The following is a 24,290-nucleotide window of genomic DNA, read 5'->3' as shown; positions in this document are numbered from 1 at the left end:
GCATTTTTGAACGCCGGTCGACAGTTGGGGCCTTGCAATTTTGCAAAGCAGCCCTGACGCCGGCTACACGTCATGCTCTACAGACACGCCGATCCTAGAGCGCGTTGTTTTTCTTCAGAATCGGATTCCCAAGGGAGGCAATCTCTGATTCAAGCTTCATGCTGGGGTGCGGAGGCCAGCATGGATGACGCGACCGTATTCGGAAGATATCCGTGAGGTTGCTCTGGCGCGGGCAGATGCCGGCGAGAGCGTGCGCTCGATTGCAAGCTGTCTCCAGATCAGCCCGTCCTGCATCCCGAAATGGAAGAAGCTGAGGCAGGAGACCGGCAATATCACACCTGGCAAGATCGGCGGTCACAAGAAGCCAGTTCTATCTGGAGACAACGCCGATTGGTTGCGTCAACGCATCCGCTCGGGGCCTTTCACGCTGCGTCAACTGACAAAGGAGCTGGCGGCCCGCGGGATAAAAACAGATGTTCGCGCGGTGTGGACCTTCGTACATGCTGAAGGGCTGAGCTATAAAAAAAACGATCCGCGCAGCCGAACAGGATCGCCCAGACGTCGCTCGTAAGCGGACGCGCTGGAAAGCTCACCAGGACAAGATTGACGTCTCCCGCCTGGTCTTTATCGACGAAACTTGGATCAAGACCAACATGGCGCCGCTCCGCGGCTGGGGGCCACGCGGACAACGTCTGGACGCGTCCGTTCCCTTCGGCCACTGGAAGACCATGACCTTCATCGCGGCCCTGCGCCATGATCGGATCACGGCGCCGTGGGTCATTGACGGTCCCATTAATGGCGAACTCTTCACACTCCATGTTGAGAATGAATTGGCTCCGACCTTAACCAAGGGAGACATCGTGATCCTCGACAATCTCGGAAGTCACAAAGGAAAGCGAGCTCGCGAAATCATCCGCGCCAGAGGAGCGCATTTGCTCTTCCTGCCGCCCTATAGCCCCGACCTCAATCCGATCGAGCAGGTCTTCGCCAAGCTCAAGCACCTCATGCGAGCTGCAGAACCGCGCACTATCGAGGAAACTTGGCGAAAGGCCGGAAGGCTCCTCGACCTCTTCTCCGCGGAGGAGTGTGCGAACTATCTCAAAAACTCAGGATATGTTTCCGTATAAAAACATCATGCTCTAGACCCTCCAATGGGCGAGACGCTGTGCTTCAATCAGGCACGCTATTGAAGCCGACATCAGCTCTTCAGCCGGTTCTGAAGTGCCTGCCGATCGACGATGAGGTTGCTGAGGTTGAGATCTACCTGGCGCCCTCCTGCAAGCCTTCGTGCCAGCTCCCTCGTACCGTCGACGACAAAGACGCCGCAATCGTAGCTGTTGCTCTGCTGAGCTATTGGGGCATGTTGCGGATTGGCCCCTACTGCTGCTGCGAGTCTTGCCGCTGGTCCGGCATTGCCGTACTGTTGAGCGGAGTCGTAGTGGTAGGCAACTGGCCTGTCGCGGTTGCGACGGTCGACCAGCAGCAACGACCAATGAGTGCCTCGCGCAGAGAGGCCCGAGATACTGGCATTGTTCACCGGCAGGAACAGGAAGTCGGCTGTGTCGTTTTCATTCCGATCGGACACGATTATATGGAACGCCCTTAGGGCATCGGCACCTGTGCTATGGGCCAGCTGAAAGGCCATTAGCGGATCCACGAACCGGGTCCGAGCGGCGAGATCTGGATTGCTTTGCTGCAACTCCTCCGACAGAAGCTCGTAGTCTCGTTGGATGTGCTCGTCACCCAGCCACTGCATGGAGCCCAGCACACGTCCGCTGCGGTCGCCGGAAGAAGCAGCGGTACCCGATGTGCCGGCCTGGGCATCCCAGGCGGCGAGGTGACGGGGATGATGGACGAATTGGGAGTCACGGCGACCTCGCGGTCCCATTGTGACGGAATAGGTCTCTCCGTTGATGGCCACCGGCTGGGGAGCCATTCGCGAACTCGGCAACAGCATTTTGTTGTCCAGCACATCGATCAGATAATCCGGCACCGGTTGTGAGCCATGCCGCCAATCCTCACCGACGAGATGTCCGATGTCTTCGAGCTCCTGCAGAACGCCTGAGATGCCGATGAAGAACGGCGGAGCGCCGGCTGGGCTGAGCGCCGGCCTTGACTGGGCGTCATCACGCATGTCCTGCGGTGTAGACGGCAGATCCGTGAACGAAGAAAGACCTTGGTAAATCTCTGAGGAGCGGACGGGCGCGCCCTCCGGCAAGGCATTGAAGTAGGACGACCGGGCGTCGTCACGCAAGGCCTGCGGTGTAGACGGCAGGTCCGCGAACGAAGAAAGGCCTTGGTAAATCTCTGAGGATGGGACTGGCGCGTCTTCCGGAAAGACATTGAAGTAGGCCGACTGGGCGTCGTCACGCACGGCCTGCGGTGTAGACGGCAGGTCCGCGAACGAAGAAAGACCTTGGTAAATCTCTGATGAGTGAGCGGGCGCGCCCTCCGGCGTGGGAAAGTCGAAGAAGGCCGGCAATTGCAAGTCTTGAAGCCAGGTTGAGGTCGAGCTTGAGTCGGCCGAAGTCTGCAACCCCGCCTGCCCAAACCGGTCGGGCTGCGACCGGGTCCACTCAGCTTCGGACGGCGGCTGCGGCAAAGTTCGTCTCCAGGCCGAGCTTGCGTCCGGCTCGCCTCTCTGTTGCGGGAGGTCCAGGCCGAGCGCCCTATTTGCATCGACGACCTGTGCGTACTGCCTCAGCTTCCTCAGAGACACTGGAACGTCCCCCCTAACTTCCTTGAAAGCCTTGCAGTCTCGATCCAGCGAGCGTCGCTGCTCTCTATCGCTATTGATACGGCTAGCGATGCTCAATCTACCGGTTGTTCGTAGCCAATCGCTGAACTCGCGCTGCGATGAAGCAGTTATTCGAACTGCTGATCTCTTCTGTTGGGAAGGAGAATTGGTCTTGTTCAACTCCTCCCTGGCGAGGCCCTCTACAAGGTAGGCATCCTCGTCGTAAGGGCGAATTCCTTCGACACCCAGGTATGCACGAATTTGATCAAACCCGGGCACCTGCCTTCCAGCTTTCCGGAACTCCGCGATATCAGCCCTCAACGAGGCTTGCTGCTCAAAACTCCCATCAATCCGGTCCAGAATGCTAAGCTTGTCCTCTCTCTGAAGCCAATCACTGAAACTGCGTAGTCGCCAGGCTAGCATCGCAACGGCGGTTTTTTCTTTGCCCATTGACAGCGCACTGGTCATGCCACGGTCGATAGCGACGGCGTCCTCCGGATGAGGAGCCAATATTTGCTGCCCCATCAGGCGAGGGCCGGCGCCGACAGCTATGAGCTGCCCATCAGTCCCGAGCCTACGCAGGTGAGACAGCGCTACGCTGAGGCGGCCCCTATCGTCGCCACCAGCTTCGAGGTACTCGCTTACGTCATCAGCCAACGACGTTGGCTCAGTGAACGCCCGAGCTAATGCCCCCTTGTCGTGCGCTAGGAGCCAACGCGCAAACTTTTTGAGAACCCCCACATGCATGCGAATGGTTCCTGAGGGCACCATTCCGGTCCCGCGGCCCCTGGTACCATCAGGCTCAATTTTGTACTCTCTGACCTCCTTCTCAAACTGGTTTATCATCTGCTCGTCGGAAGGACGCATGGGTTGACCACGCACACCCCGATTAGGAGCTTGAATAGACTTTCCAGCCCGAAATTCCTGAAGCGTATAGAGGGCCCCACTCAAAGACCTCCTGCCTGTGCTAAAAGAACTCGTTCCCCTGATGAATTCATCACGACAATCTGCCAGCAGATCAGACTCGCCAGGCACGTCCGTCAGAATGAGGCCTTTGGATTGAAGGAATTCACTAAACTGCCGAAGCGCCGACACGTAGTCATTAACAGTCGTGGACGTAAAGTTTGCGGCCCTCAAGGCTATCTTTAATCCTTCGATCAGTTCCTGGTCTGCCTCGCACGGGCGACTGCGCTTTGCACGGCCGACACGAAGCTCGGAGTGGAGCACAACATATTCCGGGTCGCCAGACGACTTCTCATGGCGACTTCCTCCAAGCACTTTACCTAGTCCTGATTTGACCCGGGACAGAAATCCGCATGGCTTGCTGTATTCTTTCGTCCGAACTGAAGATTGCGCCTCCAGAGGCGCTGCGTAGCGCATGCTGCTGGACGACACCTCACCCAAGCCGTCTGCGCCCGATCCAAGATGAGCGTGCGGAATGTCGACGCTCTGGCGCGCACTGCTGAACGAACTGTCCCGCAAATTATCAAATTGCGGCATTCGCATCGCCCCCCCAACGTTCGTGCGCTGCATATTGTCGTCCGACCGCTCAACTGGAGTGTCAGGCAAGCTGCCCTCCGGCAAGCTTTCCTTAGAAGATCGAGTCTGAAGTTCGCCCAGCTTCTGCTCAAAGCCAGCCAGATCAATTGGCTCGTGATCGGCCTCCTGCCGCGCACGCTGGAGATCCTGCTGCTCTGCGCGCCCGTGCATCCAACCTTTAGGGTCGTTATAGCTGGGTTCCATGTCCCCTCCCTAGCTGATATAATTCTTCATAGCTGCACCGGAACCGCGCCCCGAGGGAGGAATAAGGAACTCTTAAGTCAAGAGGCCGAGAGTCACCCTCGGAGGCTACCGCTTCGACTCAGTTAAATATCCTCACATTCACTTCGACCGACCCGCGGTCGCGGATCCCGACTCACCTAAGACCTTCAGGACAACTGAGCCCCACTTTCGATCGCAAGGCTTTACACTGTACGACTCGGACTTTACGACCTGACGTTACGTAGGATTCAAGCTCTATTTTGCAGCGCAGACTTATTGAGCCGGGACAGCCGACCGAGTGTTGTTCTCGACCATTCTCGGAATGAGTAGTTACCTGTCGTAGGCTCGAAGAGACTTAGAGGTGTTGGCTGCTGATTTCACTCAATGCTGAAGCAAGGCGCATTTCCCTAGGCCTGATTGCGATCCAAACGCACTTTTCTGTTCGGTTGCTTCCGATGGTACTCTGGGTGGCTGCGAAGCACCCTGGCTCGTGCTGGCTTGATGTGGTCGAAGGGAGCTACGCTACGATCGCATGTCCACCCGCGCTGCTTCGCGTAAGACACCAATAGGATTGTGAAAACTACTTGATGGCAGGTCAGGAGCCTGCGCCTCAACATAAAGGTTGCTGGGCCGCGGGTTTTGTCGCAGCCCCAGTTCGAAAGTTTCGGAATACCTTGCTGATCGCACTTCTGGTTCGTTCATTCCACATCGCGCCGGTTGGGGCTGCCTTGCAATTTTGCAAAGCAGCCCATGACGCCGGCTACACGTCATGCTCTACAGACACGCCGATCCTAGACCCTCAATGGGCGAGACGCTGTGCTTCAATCAGGCACGCTATTGAAGCCGACATCAGCTCTTCAGCCGGTTCTGAAGTGCCTGCCGATCGACGATGAGGTTGCTGAGGTTGAGATCTACCTGGCGCCCTCCTGCAAGCCTTCGTGCCAGCTCCCTCGTACCGTCGACGACAAAGACGCCGCAATCGTAGCTGTTGCTCTGCTGAGCTATTGGGGCATGTTGCGGATTGGCCCCTACTGCTGCTGCGAGTCTTGCCGCTGGTCCGGCATTGCCGTACTGTTGAGCGGAGTCGTAGTGGTAGGCAACTGGCCTGTCGCGGTTGCGACGGTCGACCAGCAGCAACGACCAATGAGTGCCTCGCGCAGAGAGGCCCGAGATACTGGCATTGTTCACCGGCAGGAACAGGAAGTCGGCTGTGTCGTTTTCATTCCGATCGGACACGATTATATGGAACGCCCTTAGGGCATCGGCACCTGTGCTATGGGCCAGCTGAAAGGCCATTAGCGGATCCACGAACCGGGTCCGAGCGGCGAGATCTGGATTGCTTTGCTGCAACTCCTCCGACAGAAGCTCGTAGTCTCGTTGGATGTGCTCGTCACCCAGCCACTGCATGGAGCCCAGCACACGTCCGCTGCGGTCGCCGGAAGAAGCAGCGGTACCCGATGTGCCGGCCTGGGCATCCCAGGCGGCGAGGTGACGGGGATGATGGACGAATTGGGAGTCACGGCGACCTCGCGGTCCCATTGTGACGGAATAGGTCTCTCCGTTGATGGCCACCGGCTGGGGAGCCATTCGCGAACTCGGCAACAGCATTTTGTTGTCCAGCACATCGATCAGATAATCCGGCACCGGTTGTGAGCCATGCCGCCAATCCTCACCGACGAGATGTCCGATGTCTTCGAGCTCCTGCAGAACGCCTGAGGGGCCGATGAAGAACGGCGGAGCGCCGGCTGGGCTGAGCGCCGGCCTTGACTGGGCGTCGTCACGCATGTCCTGCGGTGTAGACGGCAGATCCGTGAACGAAGAAAGACCTTGGTAAATCTCTGAGGAGCGGACGGGCGCGCCCTCCGGCAAGGCATTGAAGTAGGACGACTGGGCGTCGTCGCGCACGGCCTGCGGTGTGTACGGCAGGTCCGTGAACGAAGAAAGGCCTTGGTAAATCTCTGAGGATGGGACTGGCGCGTCTTCCGGAAAGACATTGAAGTAGGCCGACTGGGCGTCGTCACGCACGGCCTGCGGTGTAGACGGCAGGTCCGCGAACGAAGAAAGGCCTTGGTAAATCTCTGAGGATGGGACTGGCGCGTCTTCCGGAAAGACATTGAAGTAGGCCGACTGGGCGTCGTCACGCACGGCCTGCGGTGTAGACGGCAGGTCCGCGAACGAAGAAAGGCCCTGGTAAATCTCTGATGAGTGAGCGGGCGCGCCCTCCGGCGTGGGAAAGTCGAAGAAGGCCGGCAATTGCAAGTCTTGAAGCCAGGTTGAGGTCGAGCTTGAGTCGGCCGAAGTCTGCAACCCCGCCTGCCCAAACCGGTCGGGCTGCGACCGGGTCCACTCAGCTTCGGACGGCGGCTGCGGCAAAGTTCGTCTCCAGGCCGAGCTTGCGTCCGGCTCGCCTCTCTGTTGCGGGAGGTCCAGGCCGAGCGCCCTATTTGCATCGACGACCTGTGCGTACTGCCTCAGCTTCCTCAGAGCTACGGGGGCGTTACCCCTAATTTCCTTGAAATCCTCGTAGTCTCGATCCAGCGAGCGGCGCTGCTCGTCATTGCCATTGATTCGGCTCGCGATGCTCGTTCTACCGGTTGTGCGGAGCCACTCGCCGAACTCGCGCTGTGCTGAAGCAATTCTTACAGCTGCGGCGCTTTGTTTGGAAGTAAGATTGGGCTTGTTCAACTCCTCGTTAGTAAGGCTCTCGATGAGGCTGGCGTCCTCGTCGTAAAGGCGCAACTTTTCGAGGCCAAAGAATGCTCGAATTTGATCAAGCGGGGGCACCTGCTTTCCGGTTTTACGGTACGCCGCGTGATCAGCCCTCAACGAGGCCAGCTGGTCAACAGTCCCGTTAACACGGCCCACGATGCTCGGCCTGCCCTCCCTCTGAAGCCAATCACTGAAACCGCGCAGTCGCGAGGCTTGCGCCACAGCGGCGCTTCTTTCCTCGCCCATGGACATGGTTACGCCATTGTCGATAGCGACGGCGTCCTCCGGATGAGCACCCAATGTTTGGCGTCCCATCAGGCGAGGGCCGGCGCCGATACCTACGAGCTGCCCATCAGTCCCAAATCTACGCAAATGAGACAGCGCCACGCTGAGGCGGCCCTTATCGTCGCCACCAGCTTGGAGGTACTCGTCCACGTCGTCGGCCAACGACGGTGGCTCCGTGTACAACCTAGTCAATGAACCCTTATCGTGCTCTCGGAGCCAACGAGCAAACTGCTTGAGAGCACTCACCTGCTTGTGAATGGTTGCGGAGGGGACCATGCCAGTCCCGCGGCCTCTGGTACCATCAGGCTCAATTTTGTAGTCTCTGACCGCCCTCTCAAACTGGTTAATCATCTGCTCGTCGGAAGGATGCATGGGGCCTACACGCGAACCCCGAATAGGGACTGGCATAGATCCTCCATCCTGAAATTCCTGAAGCGCGTGGAGAGCTCCGGTCAGACACCTCCTGCCCTTGCTGTGCGCGCTCGCTCCTTTGGCAAATTCATCTCTATAAGCTGCCAGCTGATCAGGATCGCCAAGTACGTCCGTCAGAATGAGGCCTTTGGATTGGAGGAACTCACTGAACCGCCGAAGCGCCGACGCGTAGTCCTTAACAGTAAAGGGGCTGAAGTTCGAAGCCATCAACGCTGTCTTGAATTTGTCGATCAGCTCTTTGTCTGCATCGGAGGGGCGACTACGCTTTGCGTAGTCAATACGAAGCTCGGAGTGGAGCACAACATACTCCGGGTCGCCAGACGACTTCTCACGGCGACTTCCTCCCAAGACTTTACCTAGTCCTGATTTGACCCGGGACAGAAATCCGCGTGGCTTGCTGTATTCTTTCGTCCGAACTGTAGATTGCGCTTCCAAAGGCCCTGCGTAACGCATGCTGCTGGATGACACCTCACCCAAGCCGTCTGCGCCCGATCCAAGAAGAGCGCGCGGAACATCGACGCTGTAACGCGCACTGCTGAACGAACTGTCCCGCAAATTATATCCTTGCGGCATTCGCATCGAACCACCATTGTTCGTGCGCTGCATATTGTCGCCCCACCGCGCGACTGGAGTGTCAGGCGAACCGGCCTCAGGCGAACTGGCTTCAGGCGAACTGGCTTCAGGCGAACTTTCCTTGGAGGATCGAAGCTGCAGTTCGCCCAGCTGCTGCTCAAAGCCAGCCTGATCAACCGGCTCGAGATCGGCCTCCTGCCGCGCACGCAGCAGCTCCTGCTGCTCTGCGTACCAGCGCATCCAATAGTTCGGGTCGTTATAGCCGGGTTCCATGCCGCCTCCTTAGATGAGATAACTTTTCCTAGCTCCACCGTCCGGTGGAGCGCCAAGAAACATTGAATTCAAGAAGCCGAAAGTCACTTTCGGAATCAGCCGCTTCGAATTCAGTTTAAAATCCTCACAGTCACTTCGACCTGCCCGTGGTCGCCGCCCCCGACTCACCTGAGACCTTAAGGACATTGAAGCCCCACTTCCGATCGCGAGGCGGGACCGGTACGACTCGGACTTTACGACCTGACGTTACGTAGGATTCAAGCTTCATTTTGCCGCGCAGACGTCTTGACCTTGCCCCAAGTTTTATCCAGGTCTGAGTTCGTTCGGACGGTTGGATGTGCCCATATGGGCGGTGGTAGCGGCGGGAGCTGGAGCGGAGCTCTCGACATAGCGCAGCGCCAGATCCCGACGCGGATGGCAGGTGGCAGCGAACTCGGATGGCGTCTTCCACCCGAGCTGCGAGTGCGGCCGAGCGTCGTTATAGTCGGCCCGCCAGCATCGGAGCGCGACGCGCACCTGGCGAACGAGGTGACAAGGGTCTCGTTCAGCAGTTCATCCCGCAGGCGGCCGTTGAAGCTCTCGAAGAAGGCGTTCCGCATGGGTTTGCCCGGCGCGATGTAGTGCTAGGCGACACGGCTCTGATCGGTCCATCTCAGAATGGTATTGCTGGTGAGCTCGCTACCATTGTCGCTCACCACCATCCTGGGCTTGCCGCGCTCGGCGACCAGCCGGTCCTGCTACCGAGCGACCCGGGTGCCCGAGAGTGAAGTGTCGGCCACCAGCGCCAGGCACTCGCGGGTGCAGTCGTCGACCACGGTCAGGATGCGGAAGCGCCGGCCATCGGTCATCTGATCCGACATGAAGTCGAGCGACCAGCGATCATTCGCTAACCTCTGCGGCGCACCGTGAGCCGTTCCTCCCGGTACAGCCGGAACCGCTTCTTGGGATTGACCAAGTAGGCCTCCCGCTTGAGCAGGACGTGCAGGCGACGATAGCCGAAGCGGCGGCGCTTGCGCGGCGACAATCAAGGTGAGAACCCAGCGACAATCAGGATGAGAGAGCGCCGGCGGGAGCGGGACTAAGGGAGGGCGTAGCCCGACCGGAGGACCGCTCCCGCCGGCGGCGCGCCTTATCAGGCCGTCTGGCGGCCGGGTGGGGTTGGCGCAAGCTGTTGATTCGTCTCGACAAGAGGGGATCGACGGCTTGCCTGGCCTCCACATCACCGACCACCAGATGAGGCTATACATGAGTTACCGACTGACGTTATCGGCGGAGGCCGCGGCGGCCAAAGCCGGGTTTTCGACGGCGAGCGCCTACCGGATCGAGGCCGATCCGCGGCTGCCCTCGCAGAAGCAGGCGCCACGTGGCCGGCGCCGGCCTGATCCCCTGGCGGCCTATTGGGACGCGGAGATCGAGCCGATCCTGAAGGCCGCGCCCGGGATCCGAGCGGTTGGCGTGCTGGAGGAACTGCGCCGGCGCCATCCCGACCTCAATCCCAACATCCGGCGCACGCTGGAGCGGCGCATCACGGCTTGGCGCGCGTTCAATGGCCCCGAGCGGGACGTCATCTTCCGCCAGGAGCATGAGCCCGGGCGGCTCGGCCTGTCGGACTTCACCGACGCCGGCGTGCTGGGCATCACCATCGCAGGCGCGTCCCTCGACCACCGGCTCTATCACTTCCGGTTGGCGTTCTCCGGCTTCGCGCACGCTCATGTCGTGCTCGGCGGCGAGAGCTTCGTCGCATTGGCCGAGGGCCTGCAGAACGCGCTGTGGGCGCTCGGCGGCGTCCCCAGAGAACATCGCAGCGACAGCCTGTCGGCGGCGTTCCGCAACCTCGCCATCGATGCGCGCGAGGACATCACGCAACGCTACGAGCAACTGATGCAGCATTACGGCATGGTGGCGACCCGCAACAATGCCGGCATCGCGCATGAGAACGGTTCGATCGAGAGCGCGCATGGCCATCTCAAGCAGGCACTGGAGGACGCGCTGCTGCTGCGGGGCACGCGCGACTTCGCCGATCTCGACGCCTACCGTGCCTTCGTCGACATGGTCGTCGGCCGGCGCAACGCCCATGTCGTCAAGCGGATCGCGATCGAGAAGGAGATGCTGGCACCGCTGCCGCGAGGTCGCACCAGCGACTTCGAGGAGAAGGTGATCCGCGTGACGTCGTCGGGCGGCTTCATCCTGCGCCGCGTTTTCTACACGATGCCCTCGAAGCTGATCGGCCATCGTCTGCGCGTGCGCATCTTCGATGATCGCCTCGAATGCTTCCTCGGCACCACGCAGGTCGCGATGCTCAGGCGAGGCCAGCCTGTGTCGGAAAGCCGGGGCGGACACGTCGTCGATTATCGTCACGTCATCCATGCCCTGCGCCGCAAGCCGATGGCACTTGCCAATCTCGTCTACCGCGATCAGCTGTTCCCGCGGGCAGCCTACCGACGCGCGTTCGAGACGCTGCAGGACAGATATGACGAGCGTCATGCCTGCAAGGTCACGGTCGAGCCCCTTGCTCTCGCTCACGAGCGGGCCTGCGAGGCCGAGCTCGCCGAGGCCATTGCCGCCGATCTCGATGCGGGACGGCTGCCGGATCTCGCCACGCTCCGCATCCGCTTCCGCCCCGAACAGGCATCAGTCCCCGACGTCGCCGTCGAGCTTGCTCCGCTCGCCGCCTACGACGAACTGGCGTCCCTGGGCTTTGCGCCGATGACCTCGAACACGGGAGATGCAGCATGACCAGCACGACGACACCCATTGATGCCGCGCGCGTCGAGTTGCTGCTCACCGAGCTGCGCCTGCCGAGCGTCAAGGCGATCTGGCCAAAGCTCGCCGCGCAATCTGACAAGGAGGGCTGGCCCGCCGCGCGCTTCCTCGCAGCACTCGCCGAGCACGAGGTCGCCGATCGTGGTCGCCGCCGGATCGAACGGCACATGCTCGAAGCGCGCCTGCCTGCCGGCAAAACGCTCGCGAGCTTCGACTTCGACAGCGTGCCGACGCTGTCCAAGGCGCAGGTGATGGCGCTCGCCGCGGGCGACGTCTGGCTCGAGTCTGGCGCCAACCTGCTGCTGTTCGGTCCGCCCGGCGGCGGCAAGAGCCATCTCAGCGCGGCCATTGGCCTGGCCCTCGTCGAGAACGGCTGGCGCGTGTTGTTCACGCGCACGACCGATCTCGTGCAGCGGCTGCAGACGGCGCGGCGAGAGCTGGCGCTGGAAGCGGCCATCGCCAAGCTCGACCGCTACGATCTGCTGATCCTCGACGACATCACCTACGTGTCGAAAGATCAGGCCGAGACCAGCGTGCTGTTCGAACTGATAGCCACCCGCTACGAGCGGCGCTCGCTGCTCATCACGGCCAATCAGCCGTTCGGCGAGTGGGGCCGCATCTTCCCCGATCAGGCCATGACGCTCGCCGCCGTCGACCGTCTCGTCCACCACGCCACGATCATCGAGATGAACGTCGAGAGCTACCGCCGCAAGGCCGCCCTCGGCCGCAAGCGCGGCGCCGGCCGACCGCCGGTTCACGCCACACCGAAGGAGGTCGAAAGCACGGCTGATTGACGCTGCGGCAATGCTGATTGTCGCCCAGCGTCAATCAGCCCTTGCCAAGCCGGGAGCCAGCGACAATGATCCGGCCACCCGGCTCCAATCTTCTCATCCAGATTGACGCCAAGTTCTCATCCTGATCGTCGCGCTATAGGCGCTCGTAGGCGATCGCCCTCATGCGCTGCCGCAGCCCGGCATCATTGGCCCGGCTCGTCTGATATCTGACCGTCATGCGGCAACAGCCGACGGCTTTACACGCCCGCCGTTCGCTCATCCCGTGAACGCCACGAGATGTACGACAGCCTTCCGCTTCGCCGCGGGCGTCACCACTTCTTTCCCAGGAGATCCTTCAGGGCGGCATTGTCCAGCATGGCATCCGCCAGCAGCCGCTTGAGCCGCGTTCTCGTCCTCCAGCGTCTTCAGCCGCTTGACCTCCGAGCCGTCCATTCCGCCGAATTTGGCCTTCCACTTGTAAATGCTGGCGTCGCTCACGCCGTAACGCTCCGCCGAGGGCCGCCTTGGCAATCTGGCGTAGGTGCTGAGAACTGTCCTTATGGACAGAGATAAGGACAGTGCCCGGATCGGGCGGCTTGAAGTGGTCGAGACAGGTCGGCGGCGACGCTGGTCTGAGGACGAGAAGCTCAGGATCGTGATGGAGAGCCTGCAGGGGAGCCGGCAGGTTTCGGCAACAGCCCGGCGGTACGGCATCTCACGTTCATTGCTTCTCAAGTGGCGGCGGCTGTTCCGCGCGGAACAGAATGAAGCTGGGCCGCGACTGGACTTCGTTCCGGCGACTGTGATCGCAGAGCCGGCCGTGCCGACCGGCGGCGGCGCGATTGAGATCGAGCTTGCAGCCGGAGCCAGAATGCGGATCACCGGCGTCGTCGATGAGGCGACGCTGAAGGCTGCCGTCGCGGCGTTGACGGACGGGCGAACGCGATGATCCCAATTCCGTCAGGGGTACGCGTGTGGATCGCGACCGGCCACACCGACATGCGCCGTGGCATGCAGAGCCTGGCGCTTGGAGTCCAGGAGAGCCTGAAGCGCGACCCGCATGCCGGCGATCTCTACATCTTCCGCGGCCGTCGCGGCGATCTGGTCAAGATTCTCTGGCATGACGGGTTGGGTATGTCGCTGTACGCCAAGCGCCTGGATCGCGGCAGGTTCATCTGGCCTTCGGCGTCGGACGGCGCGGTGTCGATCTCGGCCGCGCAGATGGCTTACATGCTCGAGGGCATCGACTGGAGACATCCGCAGGCAAGCTGGCGACCGCAAAGCGCGGGTTGAGCCAATAATCCTTCGGCTTTGGGCGTTTGGGGAGTCACAATACCTTCGATCTGTGATTCACTGCGCTGTATGAATGCTGAGCGCGACGCCGGTCCCGATGACATAGCGGCCTTGAAAGAGGCGCTGGCAGCCGAGCGCGCCAGGGGTTTGGAAATTGCGGCGGAGCTGGCTGTCGCCCGCGCGAAAGCCTCGGAAGACAGCGCGCTGATCGCCCAGCAGAAGCTGCAGATCGCCAAGCTGCGGCATCAGATCTACGGACAACAGTCGGAGCGCTCGTCGCGGCTGATCGAGCAGTTGGCGCTGACCTTCGAGGAACTGGAAGTCGACGCCACCGAGGACGAACTGTCCGCCGAGCAGGCGGCGGCCAGGACCACGACCGTGCGCGGATTTACGCGCAAGCGTGCGGAGCGCCAGACCTTCCCGGAGCATCTGCCGCGCGAGCGGGTTGTGATAGATCCGCCGCCCGCGTGCGAGTGCTGCGGCGGCAATCGCCTGCGCAAGATCGGAGAGGACGTGACGCGGACTCTGGAGGCAGTGCCGCGGCAGTGGAAGGTGGTCGAGACGGTGCGGGAGAAGTTCTCCTGCCGCGACTGCGAGAAGATCAGCCAGGCGCCAGCGCCGTTCCATGCCGTGGCGCGGGGATGGGCCGGTCCGAGCTTGTTGGCCATGATCATGTTCGAGAAGTTCGGCCAGCATCAGCCATTGAACCGCCAGGCCGAGCGTTACGCCTTGGAAGGCGTGCCGATCGCGCTCTCGACCATGGCGGATGCCGTTGGATCGGTCTGTGCGTCGCTGGAACCTCTGCTACGCCTAGTCGAATCCCACGTTCTGGCGGCCGAGCGCCTTCATGCTGATGACACGACCGTGCCGGTGCTGGCCAAGGGCAAGACCGATACGGGGAGATGCTGGATCTACGTCCGGGACGATCGGCCGTTTGGCGGCGCCGACCCGCCGGCAGCGATGTTCTACTACTCCCGCGACCGCAGGGGCGAGCACCCGCAGAAGCATCTGGCAGGCTATGCCGGCATCCTGCAGGCCGATGCCTATGACGGGTATAACCAGCTCTATCTGGCGGAGCGCCAACCTGGAGCGATCCGCGAAGCGGCGTGTTGGGTACATGCCCGGCGCCCGTTCTTCGTCATGGCCGACATCGACGAGAACGCGCGACGCAAGGCTTCCGGCAAGAAGGACATTCCGCTGTCGCCGATCGCGGTCGAGATGGTGCGACGGATCGATGCATTGTTCGAGATCGAACGCTCCGTCAATGGTAGGAGCGCCGAGGAGCGCGTTCGGGTGCGGCAGGCACTGAGCCGGCCTCTGATCGAGGACCTGCAGGTCTATATGCGCGAGCAACTCGCCAAACTGTCCCGTGGCCACGACCTCGCCAAGGCGTTCAACTACATCCTCAAGCGCTGCGGATCTCGCGCTCCGGCTTCGGACCGAGCTCGAGCGCAACAAGCTCCGCTTCACCGCGTTCCTCGATGACGGGCGGATCTGCCTCTCGAACAATGCCGCCGAGCGCGGGCTGAGAGGCATCGCTCTCGGTCGAAAGTCCTGGCTGTTCTGCGGCTCCGATCGCGGAGGTCGGCGCGCGGCGGCCGGGTACAGCCTGATCGTCACGGCCAAAATGAATGGTATCGATCCGCAGGCCTGGCTCGCCGATGTCCTCGCGCGCATCGCAGCTCATCCGGCTCACCGGCTGGACGAATTGCTGCCCTGGAAATGACATCGGCATCAGCGCTCTCCGCTCGAGCGGCATAGCCATGCACGTCAACAAGGTTCATCACGTCACCACCCTCACCCAGGTCGCGAAACCTCGGGGAAGATGAAGGCTGGCTGATCGACGTCGCCAACGAGATGGAGATCGAGGACGGCGTGGTCTGGGTCTATGGCGTCGGAGAAGATGGCGTCCAGGCCTTCACTGACCAAGGCGTCGAAAATCTGATCGAACAAGTTCGAATGCACAAGGAGAACCAAGGATTGCTCAAACGCCGGCAATCCAGATAATATAGTCAGACTGCGGCCTACGCCGGATGCTTACGCTCCTCTCAACCGTCCGAGCTGCCTAAAGTGACGCAGATAGGCTAGAGCCTAGCGCGGCTCGGTTCCGGCGCGACAGAACGTGCTCCATCTTTTATGACAAGGTAACACCCGATGAATAATGTTGTGCGACTTCTGTTTCAGTTCGTATGAACGAACCCAATAATTACAAACTGTTTAATGAGATTTAATTGATCTTACCCGATCGGGTATCGTCGGCTCTTGGTAACCAATTGATTCAGTTGGAGGACCAAATCTCTCTATGTGTCGAATGGCGATCGAAAAACTCGAGCATCAGGTCAGGAAGAATCATAGTCAGCCGACTGGCCAATGGGCCAAGTGCTTTATTTGCCTGATCGACGTAATAAAAAAGCCGAAGCATTGATGTTGGTCGCCTGCGCGCATCTTAGAACGCTCGGTCGACCAGAAGAGTGTGATCGCACGGCGCGTGCGAATCAATCAGTCGCCTCATTGCTTTTACTCTTGTTCTGGTGCTCGTAAGAGAAGCCGCAATCCATTCTCCGATGCCTATCGTGCACATGTTAAGTGGTTTTCGTGGTTTGACGAGATTTTGAGAGATCGGCTCTGACCGTTCTGTGAAGTACAATTTCCGCGACATGCCGCCGTCAGCTCCTTCGTGGTCGGAATTGAGCAATAACTGATGGAGCAACATTGCCGACGTCAGGGCAAAAGATGGGAACGGTTCGATCTGTTCTGTCATACGCAGATTGTTACGTAACATTGAGGCGGTATCCGACAAGCTCGTGCGGGCCGGCGGTGGTTCTGGTACTGATACATAATACTTATGTCCGCATAGTGGGGATATGGCTGGGCGACGATTCGCGGCCCAAGGAGAGGTTAGCCTCGAATGATCGAAACCGTCACAATGGATCAGCAAGAGCAGATCGCAAGCCTCGCACGCGCTGAAAAAGGGACGCGCACGATCGTCACCGAGCAGAACAGGCTCGCTGTGGAGGCCCCGCAAGCTTACGCGCGTTGCTTCGCTCGTGCCGTGGAACTGGTCGTCACGGCGATGACCGCCGGAGCCGCCTTGTTCGGTGCTGGCGCGGCCTTCGCGAAATTGCTCGCGCCATGAGCGGAGCACGGCTGACCGAATGTCCGGCTTCGCTGCGTCGGACGCCGCGGCCTAGCCGCCATCCTCGAATGCGATGATCGACTCATTCGTCGGTGGCATCTGATCAAGCAGACGTCCCTCACCGCATTGCGGCGTGGCTTAAGACCTTGGCGAAGGCGCACGATGCGTTACAACCGCTGACCGGATGGAAGAAGCGAAGCTAATCGTCGACCTAAAGGTGGGCACATAAGAGATCGAACCTTCGATTTCTCACGTGTGAACCACAATCCCTAGTCAACGGCCAGCCTATTCCTGTTACAGTCGAAATCTGGAAAATGTACGTATTAGCAATGGCTTTGGTCAATTCTGACTACGGCAGGCGATAACGCGCTTGCTGCATTTTGTACTCCTGATGTGCCCCCGGCGGATTTGCCCGGAGGCACACAAAAGAGCGAGAGTGTCAGACCCGGTTTGTTCTGGGGCTGTTTCGGCCTCGTCGCGGGGCACACGCGGGACATGGAATGGACAGGGTTGATGGCCAAAGCAGCAGGCCAGCTGACACTCACTGATTTTGTAATTCGCACCGCCTCGTTGCCGGGCAGGGCTCAGCATTATCTTCACAAAGAAAGCTCCCCTGCCGCGCCCTGCGCATGCGCGACACCGGCGCGCGAACCTGGTTGTATCTCTTCACCAAGTCGAGTGGGATCGGAACGCAGCGCAAGACGCTCGGTGCGTGGCCCAAGTTCAACAAGAAGGCCGCGCGCGAGGCGTCGACGATCGCCGCCGGCGAAGTCATCCGCGGCGTCGCCCCGAACGAGGACAAGCGAGGGGCAACTGCAGGCTGCTGAGAACCCGCGGATCACTCTGGCAAACCTGATGGTCAAGACGGGCCCTAAGAGGCATCGTTGACCGGTCGGCAGGTCGTCAGTTGGAGGCCGTTCATGGCCGCACTGAGACATGGGCTAAAGGATCATGTCGAGGGTAGTGCCACGGATCTCGCGCGCCGAAACATCATGGCGGCTTTAGACAAGATCGCCCAGACCGGAAGGGTGAGGCCGCGAGGGACTTCCGTAAGCACGTGCACACCTCTTTAACGGTGCGTCGGCGAAGGCTATGTCGAGCACAATGTGCTGGACGGCTATCGCGCGCCGAAAGAGACGCGGGCGCACGGATCGGGCCGGTCTTGCGCTTGGTGCGGAGGCGGTAGCTGTCGCCGCGGATGGTCAGAACCTGGCATTAGTGGAGCAGGCGATCGAGAATCGCGGTGGCGACCACCGGATCGGCGAACACGGCGCCCCATTCGGCGACGCTGCGATTGGAGGTGATCAGCATGGCGCCGCTCTCGTATTGCCTACTGACCAGCTGGAAGAACAGACGCGCCGCATCCGGCTCAAGCGGCAGGTAGCCGAGCTCGCCGACGATGAGCAGCTTCGGCTTGGACAGCGCCAGCTTCTCGTCCAGGCGCCGCTCGCTGTGCGCCTTGGCGAGCCCTGCGGCCAGCGTCGTCGCTGTGGTGAACTGCACCGTGTAGCCGGCCAGGATCGCCTCGCGCCCGAGCGCAGTGGACAGATGGGTCTTGCCGACGCCGGGCGGCCCGTGCAGAAGCATGTTCTCGCCATTGGCAATCCAGCGCGAGGCTGCGAGGTTGCGGAGCTGCTTCGGACCGAGAAAGGGCTGCGCCTCGAAGTCGAAGCCGGCGAGCTCCTTCACTGCGGGGAAGTGCGCGAGCTTCAGCCCCATCTCGATGCGGCGATGATCCTTGCGCGCGATCTTCCGCTCGCACAGCATTAGCAGCGTCTCGCGCGCCGACAGGTTGGCACGCGGCGCCTCGTCGAGCAGGCTGTCGAGCTGGTCGCGGATCCCGGTCAGTTGCAAGCGCGTCAGCATGTCGTCGAGCGGATCGGCCGATGCTTCGGGCATTCGTTATGCGTGGGCCATCAGAAGCTTCCTCCGATCGCGGCTTTGTAGTCGGCAGGCGGACGCAACAACGATGGCGGTGATAACCTCACAGCCTCCGTGGGCGTCACGACCTCCGTGCGGCGGACGGCGCCATTGCGGCCCGCGACGCCATCGAAATGCACGGAACCGACGATCCGCATACGGCGGCCCTCGACCTGCTTGTAGATGGCGATCTCCTGCGCGCCATTCCGGATGCGATCCTCGCCGGCCGCGATCGTCACCGCCACCCGCTCCGCGATCAGCCGCCCCGGCACCGAGGAGCCGTCGGTGTCGACCTCGACCGCGGAATCATTCCGCACGATCCGCATCAGCTGGCGCAGCATTCCGAACGGCCGGCCGGTCGCGGAGCGGCTGCAGCCGGTGCGCCACGTCGCGATCGAACCGGACGCTCGGCGCCTCGCCGGTCGTGCCGTGGATGCGGGCGTTCGCCACCTCGCGCTCCCAGCGGGCCAAGATGTGCCTCCAACGCCTCCCAGCTCGCAATGCTGTGCCCCGCGATCGCGTTCTTCTTCACACAGCCGACGCCGCTCTCGGCCTTGCCTTTCGTACGCGCCCGGTACGGCGCGCAGGCGCGCGGAGGGAAGCCCCAATACTTGGCGAACGCGATCAGCTTGTCGTTGAACCAGACCTGACGGCTCACCGCATCATGGCGCACCACGAGCGCTCGCGGATTGCTCATCAGGACCTCCTCCGGCACGCCGCCGAAGCTTGTGAACGCGCTCTCGAGCCCGGCGAACCAGTGCTCCTGCGCCTCGCCCCGGAACGCCCGCACATTCAGCCGCCGCGAATGCCCGAGCGTCGCCATGGACACGAAGGCCTTCAGCTTGGCACCGCCGACCTCGACCAGCCGCTCGCCGAAGTCGATCTGCAGCTGCCGCCCAGGCGGCGTCTCATACCGCACCGTCGCCAGCGCCTCGGCCTTCAGCGTCTAGCGATACGGCGCCACCGCCCGCTGCAGCGTCCGCGCGCTCACCGCCAAGCCAGCTCGGCCACCAGATCCTGTCGCACCACATCCGCATTGCCGGGATGGCGAAGAAACCGCTCGCGCGACCACGCCTCGTGACTATCCAGCAGCCTGCGTCGCCCCGGCGACCTGAACGGCTTCACACCCTGCGCCGCCACATAGGCGTTCACCGCGTGGTGGCTGCGCCCCAGCTGCCGGGCGATCCGCTTCACTCCCCAACCGCACGCCTTCAACCGCAACATCTCCGCCACGTCGTCCGGCGTCTTCACCTCCTGCCCCCGTGGATTACTCCACAAGCCGGTTTCCGTGATTCGCTCCTCGCTCATTCGCTCTCTGCTAGCCTCTCAGGAGGGAACAATTCCTCGTGACGCCCAGGGGGCAATTTTCCATGACGCCTGACAGGCTGCGCAAGCCGACCAGCTTCGTCAATCGCTTTTTGCTCCACCCGCGCTGCTTCGCGTAAGACACCAATAGGATTGTGAAAACTACTTGATGGCAGGTCAGGAGCCTGCGCCTCAACATAAAGGTTGCTGGGCCGCGGGTTTTGTCGCAGCCCCAGTTCGAAAGTTTCGGAATACCTTGCTGATCGCACTTCTGGTTCGTTCATTCCACATCGCGCCGGTTGGGGCTGCCTTGCAATTTTGCAAAGCAGCCCATGACGCCGGCTACACGTCATGCTCTACAGACACGCCGATCCTAGACCCTCAATGGGCGAGACGCTGTGCTTCAATCAGGCACGCTATTGAAGCCGACATCAGCTCTTCAGCCGGTTCTGAAGTGCCTGCCGATCGACGATGAGGTTGCTGAGGTTGAGATCTACCTGGCGCCCTCCTGCAAGCCTTCGTGCCAGCTCCCTCGTACCGTCGACGACAAAGACGCCGCAATCGTAGCTGTTGCTCTGCTGAGCTATTGGGGCATGTTGCGGATTGGCCCCTACTGCTGCTGCGAGTCTTGCCGCTGGTCCGGCATTGCCGTACTGTTGAGCGGAGTCGTAGTGGTAGGCAACTGGCCTGTCGCGGTTGCGACGGTCGACCAGCAGCAACGACCAATGAGTGCCTCGCGCAGAGAGGCCCGAGATACTGGCATTGTTCACCGGCAGGAACAGGAAGTCGGCTGTGTCGTTTTCATTCCGATCGGACACGATTATATGGAACGCCCTTAGGGCATCGGCACCTGTGCTATGGGCCAGCTGAAAGGCCATTAGGGGATCCACGAACCGGGTCCGAGCGGCGAGATCTGGATTGCTTTGCTGCAACTCCTCCGACAGAAGCTCGTAGTCTCGTTGGATGTGCTCGTCACCCAGCCACTGCATGGAGCCCAGCACACGTCCGCTGCGGTCGCCGGAAGAAGCAGCGGTACCCGATGTGCCGGCCTGGGCATCCCAGGCGGCGAGGTGACGGGGATGATGGACGAATTGGGAGTCACGGCGACCTCGCGGTCCCATTGTGACGGAATAGGTCTCTCCGTTGATGGCCACCGGCTGGGGAGCCATTCGCGAACTCGGCAACAGCATTTTGTTGTCCAGCACATCGATCAGATAATCCGGCACCGGTTGTGAGCCATGCCGCCAATCCTCACCGACGAGATGTCCGATGTCTTCGAGCTCCTGCAGAACGCCTGAGGGGCCGATGAAGAACGGCGGAGCGCCGGCTGGGCTGAGCGCCGGCCTTGACTGGGCGTCGTCACGCATGTCCTGCGGTGTAGACGGCAGATCCGTGAACGAAGAAAGACCTTGGTAAATCTCTGAGGAGCGGACGGGCGCGCCCTCCGGCAAGGCATTGAAGTAGGACGACTGGGCGTCGTCGCGCACGGCCTGCGGTGTGTACGGCAGGTCCGTGAACGAAGAAAGGCCTTGGTAAATCTCTGAGGATGGGACTGGCGCGTCTTCCGGAAAGACATTGAAGTAGGCCGACTGGGCGTCGTCACGCACGGCCTGCGGTGTAGACGGCAGGTCCGCGAACGAAGAAAGGCCTTGGTAAATCTCTGAGGATGGGACTGGCGCGTCTTCCGGAAAGACATTGAAGTAGGCCGACTGGGCGTCGTCACGCACGGCCTGCGGTGTAGACGGCAGGTCCGCGAACGAAGAAAGGCCCTGGTAAATCTCTGATGAGTGAGCGGGCGCGCCCTCCGGCGTGGGAAAGTCGAAGAAGGCCGGCAATTGCAAGTCTTGAAGCCAGGTTGAGGTCGAGCTTGAGTCGGCCGAAGTCTGCAACCCCGCCTGCCCAAACCGGTCGGGCTGCGACCGGGTCCACTCAGCTTCGGACGGCGGCTGCGGCAAAGTTCGTCTCCAGGCCGAGCTTGCGTCCGGCTCGCCTCTCTGTTGCGGGAGGTCCAGGCCGAGCGCCCTATTTGCATCGACGACCTGTGCGTACTGCCTCAGCTTCTTCAGAGCCACGGGGGCCTTACCCCTAACTTCCTTGAATGCCTCGTAGTCTCGATCCAGCGAGCAGCGCTGCTCGTCATTGCCATTGATTCGGCTCGCGATGCTCGTTCTACCGGTCGTGCGGAGCCAATCGCTGAACTCGCGCTGTGCTGAAGTAGTATCTCGAATTGCTGCTCTCTTCTGTCGAGAAGGAGGATTGGGCTTGCTCAACTCCTCGTTGGCGAGGCCCTCGATGAGGCCGGCATCCTCGTGGTAAGGGCGAAATCCTGGTCCGAGACCCAAGAACGCTCGAATTTGATCAAACCCGGGCACATGCTTTCCGGTTTTACGGTACGCCACGTGATCAGCCCTCAACGAGGCCTGCTGGTCAACAGTTCCGTCAATCCGGTCCACAATGGTCGGCCTGCCCTCCCTCTGAAGCCAATCACTGAAACCGCGCAGTAGCGAGGCTTGCGCCCCAGCGGCGCTTCTTTCCTCGCCCATGGACAGCGCATTGGTCATGCCACGGTCGATAGCGACGGCGTCCTCCGGATGAGGAGCGAATGTTTGGCGTCCCATCAGGCGAGGGCCGGCACCGATGGCTGCGAGCTGCCCGTCAGAGCTTAATCTCCTGAGATGAGACAGCGCCACGCTGAGGCGGCCCCTATCGCCGCCGCCGCCTTCGAGCAGGTACTCGTCCACGTCGTCGGCCAACGACGTTGGCTCCGTGTACAACCTGGCTAATGGATCCTTATTGTGCGCTAGAAGCCAACGCGCAAACGCCGTAAGCGCTCTCACAGACTTGAGAATGGTCTCGGAGGGAACCGTTCCAGTCCCGCGGCCTCTGGTACCATCAGGCTCAATTTTATACTCTCTGACAGCTTTCTCAAATTGAGAGATCAACAGCTCGTCAGACGGATGCATGGGGTGGCCATGCGTATATACTCGACTATGGGCTTCGATAGTCTTGCCGGCCTGAAAATCCTGAAGCACACGTAGAGCTCCACCCAAAGACTTCCTGCCCGTACTATGGGCGCTCGCGCCCTTCATAAATTCATCTTTAGAAGCTGTCAGCAGATCAGGATCGCCAAGCACGTCCTTCAGAGTGAGGCCCTTGGATTGGAGGAGCTCACTGAACTGCCGAAGTGCTACCCCGTAGTCACTAACAGTTCGGGGGTGAAAGTTCGCGGCTCTCAACGCTGTCCTGAAGTCTTCGATCAGGTCGGACGAGCCCCGACTAGGGGCTGCAGGCGATTCTCCAGCCAGAGAACTATTAAGCGCATTGAGAGCTGCGTTCAAACTTCTCCGGCCCCTGCTATGGGCGCTCGCTCCTTGCATAAATTCATCTTTATTGGCTGCCAACAGATCAGGACTGTCGAGCACATCCTTCAGAACGAGGCTTTTGGATTGGAGAAACTCGCTAAACTGCTCTAGGGCCAGCGTGTAATTCTTGATCGTTTCTGGATTGCGGTTCGCGGTAACTAACGCTGTCTTGAAGCCTTCAATCAGTTCCTGATCTGCATCGGACGGGCGATGGCGCTTTGCACAGTCGATACGAAGCTCGGAGTGCAGCACAACATATTCCGGATCGCCAGACGACTTCTCACTACGGCGTCCTCCCAAGACCTTACCTAGTCCTGACTTCATCCGGGAAAAGAATCCACGTGGCTTGCTGTATTCTTTCGTCCGAACTGTAGATTGCGCCTCTAACGGCGCTTCGTAGCGCAGGCTCCCGGATGACAGCAAACCCAAGCCGCCAGCGCCCGATCCGGGATGAGCGCGCTGAACATCTACGCTGTAATGCGCGCCGTTGAACAAACTGTCACGCAAGTCCTGTCCTTGTGGCACAAGCACTAAACCACCATTGCTCGCGCGCTGAATATTGCCGTCCGACCGCACGACTGGAGTGTCAGGCGAACTGGCCTCAGGCGAACTTTCCTCGGAGGATCGAAGCTGCAGTTCGCTCAGCTGCTGATCAAAGCCAGCCTGATCAACCGGCTCGAGATCTGCCTCCTGCCGCGCACGCAGCAGCTCTTGCTGCTCTGCGTACCAGCGCATCCAATAGTTTGGGTCACTATAGCCGGGTTCCATATTCCTCTCCGTGGATGAAATGGCTCGTCATGGCTGCACTGGAACAACAGCCTAGTGGAGCATCAAGAATTCTGAATTCGGAAGCCGAAAGTCACTTTCGGATTCAGCCGGATCGAACTTAGTTCAATGGCCTCACATTCACCTCAACCGACCCGCGGTGACTGATCCCCACTCACCTGAGGCATTGAGGTGATTGAGGC

The 24,290-nt window shown here is 60.7% G+C and carries 13 protein-coding genes and 5 pseudogenes; 9 read left to right on the top strand and 9 right to left on the bottom strand.

Features of this window, described 5'->3' with window-relative positions; all coding sequences use genetic code 11:
* The first annotated feature begins 184 nt into the window (after nt 1-184).
* Nucleotides 185-1,127, top strand: a protein-coding gene (locus BRAD285_RS35215) for an IS630 family transposase (protein WP_087877595.1) whose coding sequence is annotated in 2 segments (ribosomal slippage) — nt 185-520 and nt 522-1,127 — 942 coding nt in all. Because the reading frame shifts where the segments join, the coding sequence is not laid out codon by codon here.
* A gap of 71 nt (nt 1,128-1,198) precedes the next feature.
* Here the strand turns inward: BRAD285_RS35215 and BRAD285_RS05430 are convergent.
* From BRAD285_RS05430 to BRAD285_RS05420, 3 genes and pseudogenes are all read right to left on the bottom strand, one after another.
* Nucleotides 1,199-4,480, bottom strand: coding sequence for a Ulp1 family isopeptidase (locus tag BRAD285_RS05430; protein ID WP_087877604.1), 3,282 nt, complete (start codon nt 4,478-4,480; stop codon nt 1,199-1,201).
* A gap of 867 nt (nt 4,481-5,347) precedes the next feature.
* Nucleotides 5,348-8,770: a Ulp1 family isopeptidase gene (locus BRAD285_RS05425; protein ID WP_087877603.1), complete on the bottom strand. Its 3,423-nt coding sequence runs from the start codon at nt 8,768-8,770 to the stop codon at nt 5,348-5,350.
* A 303-nt stretch (nt 8,771-9,073) separates the two neighbouring features.
* A pseudogene (locus BRAD285_RS05420) lies at nt 9,074-9,782 on the bottom strand (IS3 family transposase); the annotation flags it as partial.
* A 221-nt stretch (nt 9,783-10,003) separates the two neighbouring features.
* On the opposite strand from BRAD285_RS05420, the gene istA reads away from it, so the two are divergent.
* Nucleotides 10,004-11,506: an IS21 family transposase gene (gene istA, locus BRAD285_RS05415; protein ID WP_244563594.1), complete on the top strand. Its 1,503-nt coding sequence runs from the start codon at nt 10,004-10,006 to the stop codon at nt 11,504-11,506.
* Nucleotides 11,503-12,327 (top strand): IS21-like element helper ATPase IstB, encoded by an 825-nt coding sequence (gene istB, locus BRAD285_RS05410; protein ID WP_006611535.1) that lies wholly within the window; start codon nt 11,503-11,505, stop codon nt 12,325-12,327. The genes istA and istB (BRAD285_RS05410) overlap by 4 nt, the downstream gene beginning before the upstream one ends.
* A 139-nt stretch (nt 12,328-12,466) precedes the next feature.
* Here istB (BRAD285_RS05410) and BRAD285_RS05405 read toward each other — a convergent pair.
* Nucleotides 12,467-12,813: pseudogene (locus BRAD285_RS05405) on the bottom strand (transposase); the annotation flags it as partial.
* Nucleotides 12,814-12,865: 52 nt separating this feature from the next.
* Here BRAD285_RS05405 and BRAD285_RS36620 point away from each other — a divergent pair.
* The 6 genes and pseudogenes from BRAD285_RS36620 (at nt 12,866) to BRAD285_RS05375 (ending at nt 17,562) form a co-directional block, all read left to right on the top strand.
* Nucleotides 12,866-13,255 carry a transposase gene (locus tag BRAD285_RS36620; RefSeq protein ID WP_087877602.1) on the top strand — a complete coding sequence of 130 codons (390 nt, stop codon included), beginning with the start codon at nt 12,866-12,868 and terminating at the stop codon, nt 13,253-13,255.
* A 23-nt stretch (nt 13,256-13,278) separates the two neighbouring features.
* Complete coding sequence (tnpB, locus tag BRAD285_RS05395) at nt 13,279-13,599, top strand: IS66 family insertion sequence element accessory protein TnpB (protein WP_371507540.1); 321 nt, start codon at nt 13,279-13,281, stop codon at nt 13,597-13,599.
* Between the two features lie 69 nt (nt 13,600-13,668).
* Nucleotides 13,669-15,360, top strand: a pseudogene (locus BRAD285_RS05390) (IS66 family transposase).
* Between the two features lie 2 nt (nt 15,361-15,362).
* A pseudogene (locus BRAD285_RS36145) lies at nt 15,363-15,606 on the top strand (hypothetical protein).
* Nucleotides 15,607-16,507: 901 nt separating this feature from the next.
* On the top strand, nt 16,508-16,735 hold the full coding sequence (locus BRAD285_RS05380; protein ID WP_006610928.1) for a hypothetical protein: 228 nt from the start codon (nt 16,508-16,510) through the stop codon (nt 16,733-16,735).
* Between the two features lie 629 nt (nt 16,736-17,364).
* On the top strand, nt 17,365-17,562 hold the full coding sequence (locus BRAD285_RS05375) for a DUF4102 domain-containing protein (RefSeq protein WP_006610927.1): 198 nt from the start codon (nt 17,365-17,367) through the stop codon (nt 17,560-17,562).
* A gap of 307 nt (nt 17,563-17,869) precedes the next feature.
* Here the strand turns inward: BRAD285_RS05375 and istB (BRAD285_RS05370) are convergent.
* The 5 genes and pseudogenes from istB (BRAD285_RS05370) to BRAD285_RS05360 all read right to left on the bottom strand — a co-directional run.
* Nucleotides 17,870-18,634: pseudogene (istB, locus tag BRAD285_RS05370) on the bottom strand (IS21-like element helper ATPase IstB); the annotation flags it as partial.
* A 17-nt stretch (nt 18,635-18,651) separates the two neighbouring features.
* Nucleotides 18,652-18,972: a hypothetical protein gene (locus tag BRAD285_RS36615; protein WP_371507538.1), complete on the bottom strand. Its 321-nt coding sequence runs from the start codon at nt 18,970-18,972 to the stop codon at nt 18,652-18,654.
* A gap of 8 nt (nt 18,973-18,980) precedes the next feature.
* On the bottom strand, nt 18,981-19,574 hold the full coding sequence (locus BRAD285_RS36610; RefSeq protein ID WP_006610922.1) for a transposase: 594 nt from the start codon (nt 19,572-19,574) through the stop codon (nt 18,981-18,983).
* Between the two features lie 68 nt (nt 19,575-19,642).
* Nucleotides 19,643-19,963, bottom strand: a complete 321-nt coding sequence (locus BRAD285_RS36605; protein ID WP_006610921.1) for a helix-turn-helix domain-containing protein — start codon at nt 19,961-19,963, stop codon at nt 19,643-19,645.
* A gap of 428 nt (nt 19,964-20,391) precedes the next feature.
* The gene (locus tag BRAD285_RS05360) at nt 20,392-24,090 is read right to left on the bottom strand and encodes a Ulp1 family isopeptidase (protein ID WP_244563585.1); all 3,699 of its coding nucleotides are present in this window, start codon (nt 24,088-24,090) and stop codon (nt 20,392-20,394) included.
* Nucleotides 24,091-24,290 lie beyond the last annotated feature (200 nt).

It is taken from the genome of Bradyrhizobium sp. ORS 285, assembly GCF_900176205.1.
Classification (GTDB): domain Bacteria; phylum Pseudomonadota; class Alphaproteobacteria; order Rhizobiales; family Xanthobacteraceae; genus Bradyrhizobium.
This window is presented reverse-complemented; position numbering and strand designations above follow the sequence as displayed.

Coding starts and splice junctions, on each gene's coding strand:
- BRAD285_RS05430 (WP_087877604.1), bottom strand. CDS start 4,480: ATGGAACCCAGCTATAACGACCCTAAAGGTTGGATGCACGGGCGCGCA.
- BRAD285_RS05425 (WP_087877603.1), bottom strand. CDS start 8,770: ATGGAACCCGGCTATAACGACCCGAACTATTGGATGCGCTGGTACGCA.
- istA (WP_244563594.1), top strand. CDS start 10,004: ATGAGGCTATACATGAGTTACCGACTGACGTTATCGGCGGAGGCCGCG.
- istB (WP_006611535.1), top strand. CDS start 11,503: ATGACCAGCACGACGACACCCATTGATGCCGCGCGCGTCGAGTTGCTG.
- BRAD285_RS36620 (WP_087877602.1), top strand. CDS start 12,866: ATGGACAGAGATAAGGACAGTGCCCGGATCGGGCGGCTTGAAGTGGTC.
- BRAD285_RS05380 (WP_006610928.1), top strand. CDS start 16,508: ATGATCGAAACCGTCACAATGGATCAGCAAGAGCAGATCGCAAGCCTC.
- BRAD285_RS05375 (WP_006610927.1), top strand. CDS start 17,365: ATGCGCGACACCGGCGCGCGAACCTGGTTGTATCTCTTCACCAAGTCG.
- BRAD285_RS36605 (WP_006610921.1), bottom strand. CDS start 19,963: ATGAGCGAGGAGCGAATCACGGAAACCGGCTTGTGGAGTAATCCACGG.
- BRAD285_RS05360 (WP_244563585.1), bottom strand. CDS start 24,090: ATGGAACCCGGCTATAGTGACCCAAACTATTGGATGCGCTGGTACGCA.